This window comes from Pseudoalteromonas sp. SR45-4 (assembly GCF_014163535.1).
Classification (GTDB): Bacteria; Pseudomonadota; Gammaproteobacteria; order Enterobacterales; family Alteromonadaceae; genus Pseudoalteromonas; species Pseudoalteromonas nigrifaciens.
Genome location: NZ_JACJDO010000012.1, coordinates 46,470 through 59,857, shown reverse-complemented (window position 1 = coordinate 59,857; position 13,388 = coordinate 46,470). Strand labels below are relative to the sequence as shown.

4 protein-coding genes are annotated in these 13,388 nt (G+C 36.3%); all 4 read right to left on the bottom strand.

Annotation, left to right across the window (positions count from 1 at the left end; all coding sequences use genetic code 11):
- Positions 1–94: 94 nt before the first annotated feature.
- Positions 95–6,382 (bottom strand): DEAD/DEAH box helicase, encoded by a 6,288-nt coding sequence (locus H5058_RS07400; protein ID WP_182677519.1) that lies wholly within the window; start codon positions 6,380–6,382, stop codon positions 95–97.
- On the bottom strand, positions 6,375–9,881 hold the full coding sequence (locus tag H5058_RS07395; protein WP_182677517.1) for an STY4851/ECs_5259 family protein: 3,507 nt from the start codon (positions 9,879–9,881) through the stop codon (positions 6,375–6,377). The genes H5058_RS07400 and H5058_RS07395 overlap by 8 nt, the downstream gene beginning before the upstream one ends.
- Before the next feature lie 376 nt (positions 9,882–10,257).
- Positions 10,258–11,520 carry a DUF2130 domain-containing protein gene (locus tag H5058_RS07390; RefSeq protein WP_182677515.1) on the bottom strand — a complete coding sequence of 421 codons (1,263 nt, stop codon included), beginning with the start codon at positions 11,518–11,520 and terminating at the stop codon, positions 10,258–10,260.
- 165 nt (positions 11,521–11,685) lie between these two features.
- Positions 11,686–13,362 carry a hypothetical protein gene (locus tag H5058_RS07385; RefSeq protein ID WP_182677513.1) on the bottom strand — a complete coding sequence of 559 codons (1,677 nt, stop codon included), beginning with the start codon at positions 13,360–13,362 and terminating at the stop codon, positions 11,686–11,688.
- Positions 13,363–13,388 lie beyond the last annotated feature (26 nt).

Below are 13,388 nucleotides of genomic sequence, written 5' to 3'. Positions count from 1 at the left end.
TTTAAAATTGCTATTCAGATAATTATTAGCTCAATAAAATAGATATATTTAGCAATTTTATTATCATGATTGTTACTCAATAGATTTAAAAAATTCACTCATACTTAACTGCAATATACGAATCATGACTTGCAGCTTCTAAGTTAAACGACCACCGTGTGGAGGCTTCTACTTGCTCGAATTCATCTTTAGTAAAATCAAATGAATTATATCGGTAAGGGTATCGACTGCTCCAGTAGCCCATCCCTTGATCAAAAATTATTTTCACCTCGCTTTTATCTTTCAGTTTTAAAAGTAAAAAGCGGCCATGTGGTAACTCTTTTGGCTCAGTTAATTCAGGGTATACATTTAATCCATATTTTTTACTTAGTTGGCTGTAATAATAAAGCTGATCATCATGGTTCTCCCAGTTGTCTGCCACGCACACTGGAGGGCGATTGTGCAGAGCCTTTTTCGGATATGCCGAATAAAGTTCAAGATCAAACTCATTCGTATTTTCTTTTATCGCAGCAACAAAGTTAATTATTAAAAATGAACTGAGGGGGGAAACTAAGTATTTGTCATAATAGACAGCACTTGATATTCCGCATGAAATTTTCTCTAAGAATTGCTTATCACTCTCTGATATAAATTCAAATAAGTTTTCTCCGAAAGCCTGAACATTACAATTCAAATTATTGCTAACATTGTCTATAACTACTGCTGAAGTTAAGTTAGATTTACTAGATATTTTGTCTAAATTTATTAGCTCAGATATGACTATTCTATCAACTGTAGGTTGTGATTTTACAATAAGGGTATCTAGGGGCTCACCCCAGGCTACACTAGGGAAGCTTGCGCTTTTATCTAGCGTTCCCCAAGACTGAACATTGTTACCTTTAATAACATCAAACAACATATACCCACTTTTATTAGGAAGTGCATCATAGTCACAAGTATGCCAGCTTATACCCGGAACAAGATCCTCTTGAATACTCCATGCGATATCTGGCTGGAGGCTTTCGAGATACTTCCTTTCTATATAAATAGAAACGTCTATATTAGATGTAGCAAGTTGATTAACCCAATTTCTGTACTTCCACTCAGACCAATCCCATTCTTTTATATCTTCACCTAAATAGATGCGAATACCCGTTACATCTGTATCAATGACTTTCGTCATTAACAAAGACATACTGTCCATCTCTGCAAGGGAATCATTACCGAAAATCCTTAACTCTTTAGGTAACCTTAACTTTTCAACGAATTGTGAAGCTGCCAAAAAGTTACTTGCATGAATCCTATCTAAGTTATCAACTTCATGCTGTGTATCATAGTCCAAAAGGCAGGCATGACATGCACCTTCACATTCTCTATTAGTGCATGTATCAAGATAAATTCTAGCCTCAGCTATAATGTCAGTAAAGTTATTTAATATCGATGTTGAAAAACCTGCGCCTTGTGAAGCAATATCATACAAAAATAAGCTTGTAACTTTTAAGCCTCCTTTTTGTGTTACATCACGAACTGCAACACCTAACTCATCAGTTGTAATACCAGCTTTCTGAGCCAACATTATCCTTATGGCGACCCCAAGGGTATACATTAATTTGGAGTCAAAAATGGCGCTACCTGTAATCGGGTCATTTATTTGTATTTCGAAAATACTAGTTTGAACGTCGTGCCCCAGCAAAAAGGGATGTGTCACTTTGGTCTCTTTATTGTCAGTACTAAATTTACTTTGTTTTATGGCCCACGAGTTTTCTGAACCTTGGCAATAAATACTGTTATCAATACTAGTACCTTGCAACCTTTTGTGCTGTTTGGTTAATTTAGAAACACCACCATTGTTATCCAAAGCTTCAGCTCTGCCACAACATAAACACAGCGCGTAACCTGCGCCACTCCCCTCATTAAAGTGGAATAGTTTTCCGTTATCATTGGTTCTATAACGACCAAGTTCAGGGTTAGGTAATGGTTGCCACATAGCATCTTCTAAAGATATTTTAGGCTCTTTAAATGGTAAGTACTTTGGTTGCGTATAATCATTATGTAATGGCATGCTATAATCAACGGTGAAACCCGATGGAACTATATACTCTTGCCATCTAATATTACTTGAACAACATTCCGTATTAGTACAGTTTTCAGGCTTGATTACAGACGTACTAGTAGTGTGGCATTCTTTACATTCCCATGAAACTCTAAATAGTTGCTGTTCGCTAATCTCATTTTCACTAAACGGCATTTTCCAATTTAATTGTAAACCTTGTGATTGATAAACTACACTATCTAATACAATTTCTGCACCTGGTGCATATTCTCTTAAAGCTACATCCAAACTTCTGCTTGGGTAGCCTCTTCGCTGGAATTTATTTTGCTTACTACCAACTGAATTCCTATTTTCCTTACTATCTTTACTGTTAGTTACAAGTGCGACCACACCTGTTGGGAAACCATACCCTGGTAAAAAACCACTTCCAGAGAGCTCTGCTAATAAATAATTCTCCTTTAAACGCTTTAGTTGCCCAGATAACTTTCTGAGCGCTGGACCACCAGTACCAGTAGTATCACAACGACTTAGTTGAAAGTCTAATGAATCGTATTCCTTCATCCACTTTTTACAAGAACCGCTCATTTCGTCTTGTACCATTGAAACTAATAGTTTCCAGTCATAAAGTGAAAATACGGTTTCAAATTGCAGTTGGGTGATGCCAGCTTCTAAACGCTTATTAGTAAGTGCTTCAGTTGAACACCAATCTTGGAATTGTTGCACTACTGATTTACCGCCTGCTTCTGGTTCGAGAAAAAATGTCCCAGCATGCATTTTTAAAATGCTCTCATCTCTTTGATAAATTGACATTAAAAAAGTCGAAAGTATTAGTGAGTTGATATGTCTCAACACTAGAGGTTTACTATTTAGTGAAACCAGAGGCACGTTAATTGGGGTTTCGAAAGGCCACTTAGGGTGTGAGAATACACGCTCACCATGAGGAGTAGATTTGCAAAACGTCAATGCCATAGCTGTAGACTCTTGCCTTCGACCAGCACGACCCGCTCGTTGTAGATAGTTAGCTGGACCTGGAGGAACATTATTCATAACAACCATTGAAAGAGAGCCAATATCAACGCCCATCTCCATTGTTGTCGAACAACTTAAAATCTGTAAATTCCCTGACTTGAATGCATTTTCTAATCCAGCTAAACGCTGACTTTCTTGTTGTGCTGAATGCTCTGCCGCACGTATTAAATTAACCCCCTCGATAATGCGGTCATTTAAATCACTCCAGTAACCCTGCTCCCTACCTTGTTGAATAAACTCTTCTGAAGTTAAATCCTCTATTTTTGCACAGTAGTCAAATCGTTCATCTTCATTTGCTAAATAAGGAGATATCCCTTTCAAAGTGGTATCTAAAATACGACTTGTATAAGGGCACAACCATCCACTAGTCATCAACTGCGGTGCAGCTACCTTTTCAAAATTTAAACGATAGCCTCTATCGTTATTATCTTTAATTAAAATATGTTGCTCGAGTAACTTTTTCCAAGCGTCGCCTAGCACATCATTAAATAATAAACAGTTTTCTTTCGGATTTAGCCCTGTTGCTTTTGCCAACATTCGAACAAGTCGATGCATACTTCCTGTAGGCTTTGCCGTTGGCCATTTACGTAGCGCTTTCTTTTCTATTTCATCTCTTGGCGCGTCTTCAGAACTAATTAAACTACGAGGCATAATTCGTGCCCCCATCCAGTTCAAGTAGTACTTGGGTATATCAACAAAAGTATTCTCACGAATCCAAAAATCTATGCATATTTTTAAAAAGTCTTTCCAATCATCTAAGTTATTTAACCCTATGCTTCGCCATGATTGAGGCTCTTCGTTAATAGCATTAATTGCAGGATATGTTAATGCGACAAGCCCCATTGTTTCTAAACTGTTTTGTGTCTTTGGCCTACGAGCAAACTCTCGATATAAAAATAGTCTTGCCAAATTTTTAGGATCTGAAAGCTGAGGTGCTTTGCGCTCATACTCACCCGTTTGTAGTTGATCTTTTTGTTCGTCTGTTAGTTCGTCTTCTATTGCCCCAGAAAGTAACTGTACCTCATCCGTATTTGATAGTTGTTCAACTAAATCAAACCAAGATACTGAAGCTGTATTTTTAAGAGCATCTCGATATTTAGGTACCGCATTCATTATCTCGTTGTCTGTCTTTCCCATACTTTTTAGTGCTTCGATGATCCCTTTTGTATCTTCGTCCAACTCATTTTGTTCACTAATAGTAGCCAAGCGATGATAAACATAACTACGAACAAAGTTACGCTCTGAGTCAAGTTGCATCTTTGCAGAAAAACGAGCTGTACCTTGTCGGCTATCAGTAAAAGTTATCATTCGTTTACCACGGAGATCTTTTACATCGTCACTTTTCCCTGGCGCATGTTCTAACATAGTAGGTACAACAGTCCCCATTAAAAATGGCGCACCAAGTATTGCTCGTTTAAAGTTTGTACCGGTTTGTTTTTCAACTTTCTCACAGCAAGCACAGCGTAAACCATCATGGTCATCATTAGTAATAACGCTGATCGCATGGCTTTCTTCTTCATACGAGTGAGACAGTGCCATAGTTTTGAAGTTTAAGTATCTAATTCCTTTTTCTGATTTTAAAGGTGAAAAAATTTGAGCATGTTTGGTCAACTCTACTTCATCTTCTACCCCTTCTTGCTCTGAATCATCTGGCTGCTGTTCTACTTCATCAGCATAATCGTCAAGTAACTCACCAATCCTTACACTTAATTGCCTCTTGCCTCCCGATACAACTAACTCTTCAGCATTTAAAGAGCTTGTTCCACATCCTGAACAATGGGCTAACTCAAATACTGGTGCACCACAATCACAATGCCGCTTCTCTTCGAGGTAAACTTTGCCAAATTCCCAACCACTTTCTAACAAAGTACCTTCTTTTTTAGAGCAGTTAATATCAATACAACTCCAAATTCCTTTTTGTGCTCTATGAAAGAAGTGCGCTCTGACTGGTAAAAATGCTTGGGGGTCACTAGATTGATTTGAATATGCTTTCGCCATTAAATCAATCAGTAGAAGTGACTTCTTCTTTTGATTAGTCGTTATCTTATTATTCAATGGCCAAAGAACCTTAGCTATATCATCTAAACTCATAGGCATCTTGGTTAATTTTTCTCTTAAACTTTTAGCAACTGGTGAGCTAGATAAATAAGCGAATAACTCATTACTTGATAATGTAGCCGCATAACCAATATCGAGTTTATCATTGGAATCATTCTCTTTTATTGATGGTATTAAGCGATCGCCATTTACTACATGGACTTGTGATGTCTCAATACCTGCTAACTTCGCTAAATAAGCCTTCAGTTGTTTATTTGTTTTTTCTTGATTATTTTTATCACCTATTGTGGCTGAAGTTGCTACAAAGCGAACATTTTTTGGGTTTACTTTAAAGGCGTGCATCACACGGGTTAATAATAAAGAAATTTCTGCGGCTTGAGACCCTACATAAGTATGAGCTTCATCTAACACAATCCATTTGAGCTGACCTTCAGATTGCTGAATTATTGGTTGGTCTTCCTGCCTAACCAGCATGTATTCAAGCATTGTTGCGTTAGTTAATAGTATTGGCGGGGGCGTATCTCTAATAGTTTTTCTATATCTAACCCTTTCAGGCGTGTCTGCTTGTTCTTTTCTTAATATATCTTGTTTGGGAGGTTTATTATCAGTGTCGCCATTATAGAGGCTATATTTTATCTTACCCTCAAAGCCTCTTGTCCAAGCACTTAATCGCTCTCGTTGAGAATTAATCAATGCGTTTAATGGATATAGAAAAAGTGCTTGCACCCCTACTAAATCGTCTTTAGATGCTTCAGCTTGCTTTGCTAAATCATTTAACAATGGGACGAGGAAACATTCTGTTTTACCAGACCCCGTGCCACTAGTCACAACAACTGACTTAACATCATCACCTTTTAAATGCTTCCATGCTTCTAATTGATGCTGATAAGGAGGTCTAGCTTCTGGCCATGAATAATCTTCCTTAATATCATTACAATATCGATGAGACAAATCATCATTATAGTCTTCTTCGTCAACAGGTTTTGGCAAAGGAGGAGTTGTTAAGTTATTAAATAAAGTGGTGGATAATTCTTTATTCTGTACCAAACTCAGCAGAGAAGATTTTGAAGGGTTCCAACCAAACATTGCTTCGAAGATAGGATCAGCTAAAAGACTATTCTCTTCACCAAATCTTGCAGATAACTCTTGGTGAATGTAGTTACGTAGGGATGGATTTCGTAACCTCATTCGGCTTAATATTGCTTGAGAACTCCGCTCACAAATGTCTTCATATAATTTAGTAAATGAAATGTTTTTAGTCATGAGCATTGTCCTTGGAAATTAAAAAACTAGCTTGAAGAGCTAAACTGTAAGAGCTGTGAATCCACTCTCTATCTTCAGAAAGTAATCTTGATATAGCGACTTGTAAGAAGCGAGAAAATGGTTTGTAATTTACAGGAAAATCATCTATTGAGTCTAAATGCCCTGCAGCCCAGTAAGCCGTAAGTACAGGTAATTCAAGCATAAAGAATTGGCTTTTATAAATATGCTCTGAAATGTTCCGATTTATAAGTAAACAATGAAGCTTTTGAGGTAATACTGCTCTCATCAAATTAGGTTTTAATTCGTGTCTAAACTCTTCGTCTTTTCTAGCTGATTGAAGTCTGCAGATAAACTTGCCACTCTGGCGATCAAACAATTCTTTTTTTCCTTTGTGAAATAAATCAAATTGGTTTAACTTCCAATCGTCATTATGGCTATTTATCCACTCACAAGTTTTACCTATTTTCTTGTATCTAAGAATATCTGCAATTGTCGCGAAACCTTCCCCTCTAGAAGAGAGCTTTTCTAAAAAGTCTTCAATATGCATGACCTTTAGTTGCATTATCATTTCTGCATTTAAGCTAAAATTAGATACTTCACGATCGATTCTAGCGATAAGACTATCCATAGCAAAAAGCCAATGTTCTAAAGTTAAACATAACCAGCTAAAAGGAAGTTGGTTTTGTAGCTTCCAAACAGATTCAAACCACTCTTGATCTGACTTTCTAAACAAGAGTAATGCGAAGGATTGAGGGTAATCTAGCATATGTGTAAATATGTTAAATGTATTTGCTCGAACCAAATCCAAAGCATTTACAAATAGCTCTACCTCACTCCAAGCTTTGTAATTTGGATCTTTTACCATTAACTGTAATACATCATGAAACCATCTAACGTTATTACTTTTTACTGCACAAGTTAAGGTTCCATCAAAACTTACATTTTCACCAAAAATTGTCACCACTGTGGGTTGAACTTTATGTTCAGGGTCTGCAAAAACAAGCCAAGGGCCCGTCTGTAAGTCATTGGGAACAACAAAAGCCTTTCTGTTCAGCTCGTCATAGTCAACATCCATGACAACTTCACTTTCAGTAAGTTTCCACATAGGACGCAGCTTTAATTTGACAGATTCTGGATGTTTATGGGCATCAATATTACTAATGAAAAACTTTTCTTTAACTCTTCTTTCATTATTAATAGGTATAGCTAGATGCCTGTCAGGGTAAACTTTGCCTAAATCAGAACGATAATCCAAAAATTTATTTTCTACTCTAAAACTAATGTAATCCCATGTATTGTCTGATTGAGTATATAAGATGTTGGCTAATTTAATTAAAACCTGACAATCGATTAGCATTTCAGAAGATATTTCTTCATTTTCAAAGCGTAAATGCTCGTTTAAAGAAACCTTAACTTCATCACGCTGCTCTCTTTTATTTTCTTTAATCAGAACAGCATTAATTTTAAATCCCCATATCGCTTTTTCGTTATCACAAACTACTTTTAACGAGCACCGATATAAATCATCAATACAAATTCGTTGATATTTAGTTATTGGCCGACCTGTATGTGAAATTAGACAAAGTCCATTTTGCCCTGTGGGGATTTCGAATGATAATGAGCCGGCATATGGCCAACGAAGATCAGCGCTGACAGAAGCAGAAATACTATTAGGTAATTGAATGTTTAGTCTTTGCCCAAAAATAGCCGGTTCAACACTCTTTAGCCAACGTTCCTGAGAGTGACATAAAGCAATACCATCATTTTTAAAATTTATAACGTTAACTTCAAGCCTTCCTGCACCATTTAAATTATGGGTGAAATTAGAGCTTTTAGGAATTACATTAAGATTTGACTGCCAAGCAACATCACCATCCTTAACCCATAAAATATTACCTCGACCAAATACATTATCAGCATGCCAAGCACATACTTTATCACTTTCTTTACTTTTCCAGAAAATTTCCTCTACTGAAATCTCACTCGTACTACCATCTATATTTGAAACAAGTGTTGGTAACCCTTTATACACTTTCTCATCAACAGCTAATGGTTCTAGGGCCCCCACTATCTGACAAGTAACAGTATTAGTGCTAACGCAATCAGTAATAACCTTAAATGAACCGTGTATGGTTGATATTTTGGCAATTCCATATACCTCATAAACAGCCCGCTCCTCGCCAGGTATTTTAGCAATATACTCAACCGTCGATAACAAATTCGCAGGAAGAGGTTCTACTGAAGAAACTATATATACTTTCTCACTCTGGCTTTTTACAGAGCCCTCACCTATGAACATCAAGCCTTTGGAAGCTGGAGCAAAAACCCAAGGCATTACATCTGATAATGCTTCGCCACGGAAATATATGTTTGAAGTTAGCTTTTTATCTTCACTCCATAACTCAAAACTAAGTTCATTCCGTGCTGATCCCCCAAAGTAACTAATAGCCTTACGAGATACTTGCCAACGTTCGGCTCCATCTGCTCTTAAATTAAAAGAAGCTGATAATTTTCTATCAAGCGCAGAACTTAAAGAATACATATCGAAAAAATTAGGGAGATTTACATTTCCTAATTGATCATTGAGATCATCAGGGTTAATTGTTGCGTTCAAATGTACGAGCGCTTCTAAGTACCACCCTTCATGACCTTCTCTTAAAAATCGCGTTATTCTTACAGGATGTTTTTCTCTTTTTACAATACTCGCTGCCCGTCTGAGCAATACTCGCATTAACTCAGTAGCTTCATTATCATTTAAAAGAAACTTTAAACCTTTCTTCCATTTTGGATTTTTAGCTTCTAGTACCAAAACGGGGTCTTTAACTGCATAGAGGTGATATTCATCTCGTAACAAAATAAGATCTTCGACTAATGTTGAAGCTAATTTTGCAAGAGAATCCTGTTGCAAGCTTTTAGGTAATTTTGGCAAAAACTCTTTGGCTAATTCATACGATGATTTACTGAGGTGAAAGCGACTATATTCCTCAATTATGTAAATAAGGTACTGTCTTAAATAAGTTTCGTTTTCTCCAGTTAAGATAGCTCGTGGAAAACCACCTTGACAGAACAAAGTCGCAAAATATTCATCTCTTGTCGTATCAAAAATAATTTGCTGCCAAGATTCTAAACCTCTCTTCACTGTAGCTCGTATTGAAGATTGGTAATAAGGCTTATAATCTTTAATACCCAAGCTATCAAAGAGTGGTTGCCATTTATCTCTACCTCCAGAATAATTCCTTTGTAACCATGTTGTTGAATAAAGAACAAACAATTTATCAAATATAACTGAAACGTTAAAAACGACGCTAGGTGACTTCCCCCCTAACATGCCCTTTAGTTTGAACCTTAGAGAAGTCAGCTCTTCATCAGTTACTTTATACGCCCAAATCGGCTTACCTAATAATCTTCTACGTGGGGCAATACTAAGAAACTCACTCTCCCAGTGTTGTAATGCGTTAATGCCAGTTAACTTTTTAGAAGATATATTCGAAATACTCATAAAAAATTGCCTATTTTTATGAAGCGAAGGTATTGATATACTTTTTCAGTATATAGACTTACGTCAAAATTATTTTGCACAGGGGATTCCCTCATCAATTGATGCATTAGCTGTATCTAGAGCTAGGGGTAATAGAATGATTTGCTCGTTTGAAATTTTTATTATCCGAGCTGAGCTATAAATAGAGGGGTAACGCTGGGGTATCATCACTGCAATTCCTTTTTACTGCTTCCCGACCTTGGGATAGTTATATACTACTATCGTTAATCTACCATTCATTTTACTCAAATCAAGTGGTTAAGTGATTATTTAGACAAATCGCTTATATTAGCGACCAGTTAAGAGCAAAATTTGCTCTTAACTAGTTTTTTGTTTATTACTCTAAAGTAGCTATTTCATCCAACATTGGCATACCACCATGCGAGAGGCCCTGCAATTCCCCACAAATCGACATCATTTGCGATGTTATCCCTGTTATTTGCCCTTCACGCTTTTTCCAGATCCTTTGCATTGCGTTTCTTTCTTTATCAAGTTCGATTTTCATTTGTTCTTGATGATCTACAACAGCTTTTAAACGATGAACAAATTGCGTGCTGCAAATATAATCATATATGGCTTCTACTTGTTCACTTTTGCCCGCACTCACCGTTTTTTGGCGCTGTGACTCTAGCAGCACTATTCTAAGCGCCTCACTAAGCCCTTTTGCTAAAGCAGGTTTAACTAACCAAACTCCATCAACCATTAACATAGGTTCATTCGTATTTGCAGGAAATACGGTTGTTACTAGCACTCCAATATCACCAGCAGCATTTTGTACATCTGTTTTAAGTTTACTGACCCAGGCATTTGACCAATTTTCAGCTCGCTTTGTTTCCCACACTATTTTGCCGCACACAGTACCTGAGCGCATGCAAACTGTTTGAATAACATCTGCGCCTTTAGCACCTTTTTTTACGGGTTCAATAAAATCAAGCGGATATAACTGAGCGAGTGTAGTCTCAAGCTCCAGCTCTAAAACTTCTCCTTGTAGCTGTTGTGAGCCCTGTTCTAGCTTGCGTTTAAGGTCATTATTAGCTTTGGAAGCATCATCAATTTTTTTACGGTACTCTGCTTCTTTTAATTTAAACTCATTTGCAGCATCATCACGGAGTAACTGCTTTTGCTCTTCAACTTTACGGGCTAATTCAAGTTCAAAGTTTTTTTGTTTATCTTCAAGCTCTGTTTTGGCCTTTCTGAGTTTAATTTCTTCATTTCTAAATCGATCTAATTGCTCATCTTTAGATTTTATTGATGCCTCAAGGCTTTGTTTTTCAAGCTTCACCTTTTCAAGCACGCGTTGCTCTGCTTTAACTTTTTCAGACTCAATCTTTGTTTTGAGTGCTTCTTCGCTTTGCTTGCTATCTTCTAGCTGTTCATTTAATTGTGCTAGTTGCTGCTGAAATACTTTTGACGCTGATTTTTCTGCATCTTTTGTGGCCTGGGCCTTAAAGGAAGTTAATTGCTGGTTGAGTAGTTGCTCATACTCGTTCTCATGCTGCTCAATTAAATGCTTAGCTATCGCATCTTTTACATGAAAATCAGTATCACAATGAGGACAGGTTATTAAATCGTTTGCATTAAGAATTATTTTAGAAGTCATGGCTGAGCCTTGTAATAGTTAAACACATAGCTACTATTACAAGGTTGATGCCAAAACATAACTAATTGTTTAATAACTAATTATGTTTGTTACTAAACTAGCAGGTGGAAATTAAATTACTTTTATGTAAATAATTCACTATCAAAATGTACATATAAAAATAAGTTACTTATTGTGTTTGTCATAAATTTGAGTTCTGCTTAGCGTTAAAATTGCTTGGTAAAGAGCAATATTAAACACTTTATACTCATCTTTATTCTCAGGGCCAATCTCACCACTGTAAATTGGAAGGGACTCCCTAAAATCAATCAAGTTAACCTCAATTTTTCTATCAACAATAACTTGAATATATTGGCTTTTATTTACTTTGTTCACACTGTTAAAAAAGTCGACAGAGTCCACATCGCACAACATGCTTAAGTACTTAAATAGGTCAAATGAATGACAACCTTCAATAACCACATCATGGTTTAACAATGCATCAATAAAATTAGGGGTCAATTTGTTGAGTGGCGCAAGTGTGGTCTTATGAGTGGCTAATAAGCAGAAATACACGTTTTTCAAACGTATTAAGTGTTGATATAAATAGGCTGCCATCTTAACTGAGCTTTGAAAAGGCCTATTAAACAAACCTGATATTTTAATTTTTTCTGTTAGCTCAATACCAGTATTTATTTCTAATACAAGTACATACTGGGCATTTTGCTGCCTTACCTTTATTGCCTTAACATAGGGCTTTACAAAGTTAAAATTAAGTTCAATAAACTCTTCGGTTATATCAATTTCTATAAACTTATTGTGGTTACTAACAATCGAAGTAAGATCTAACCTTTTGAAAAAATCACTCTCCGAAACCGCATCAGCGAGTTCATCTTCTAACTCATCAATTTTGTCCTGTTGGACTTCATACTTATCGGCAAGCTGGGTAATGAGTTCCTCTATACCTAGTTCTTTAATTAGTGATTTAGCATATGGTTTACCACGATTATCTATTAAATCAATAAGCCAGGGCTCATCACCTTGTATCAGCACATTAGAAATTATATTTCCAAATTCGCTTATTCTATTTAAGTTTGTATCTATTGGCTTGCTCTTATAATCCCAATACAAAGAGCCTATATAACCACAATCATAACTGTCCACGTCATCTGCATAACCACCCAGAACGATTAATTGCTTAAGTTCATCTATTAAATTTTGTTCAACTAGCAACGAACTAAGTGAAGAGCCATCTGAAAGCAACTCATTAAAATCAACACTTATATATCTAGCAAAATTTTGATACTCAGCCTGAAGCAGGACAGTCAATGGGCACAACGAAGTATTGGATACCGAATACCCACAAAAGCGTCTAACTTCAGGGTTATCTGCGACTGGGGTTCCAATTACAGTTAAATCTATGTCAGGGAATAAAAGCAAGGCATTAAACACATACTCCAATCCATTAGTCATTGCGAGGGTTATTGGATAATTAATTTCATCATATTCACCAACATATTGATGATTAATATCAGCCCCTAACAACAATAGAGTTAAAGCAAGTTCTTCATCACTACTCTCGATTGCGCTCAAAAGTAACTTTTCAATTTCATCGTATTGCTTAGCCAAATAACAGGCTTTTACAAAATCGCCCTCTTCAAGAGCCTTATAATAATCGGCTAAATGGTCTGCATCCTCATCAGCGCAATAGCTAAAACCATCTAATGGTTTTAATATTTTATTTTTATGGCTTTGTAATAAATTATTTTTATGAGCTTCAATTAAATTACATGTTTTATAATTATTCAACAGATCAAAATCTTGAATTATGACTCTTTGAATAGTTTCTTCTATTGGTTGCATCGACTGCTCCACTCACAACGTTAATA

Excerpts from the sequence above, each read along its gene's own strand:
- H5058_RS07390 (WP_182677515.1), bottom strand. The coding sequence starts at position 11,520 with ATGACTTCTAAAATAATTCTTAATGCAAACGATTTAATAACCTGTCCT.
- H5058_RS07385 (WP_182677513.1), bottom strand. The coding sequence starts at position 13,362 with ATGCAACCAATAGAAGAAACTATTCAAAGAGTCATAATTCAAGATTTT.
- H5058_RS07395 (WP_182677517.1), bottom strand. The coding sequence starts at position 9,881 with ATGAGTATTTCGAATATATCTTCTAAAAAGTTAACTGGCATTAACGCA.
- H5058_RS07400 (WP_182677519.1), bottom strand. The coding sequence starts at position 6,382 with ATGACTAAAAACATTTCATTTACTAAATTATATGAAGACATTTGTGAG.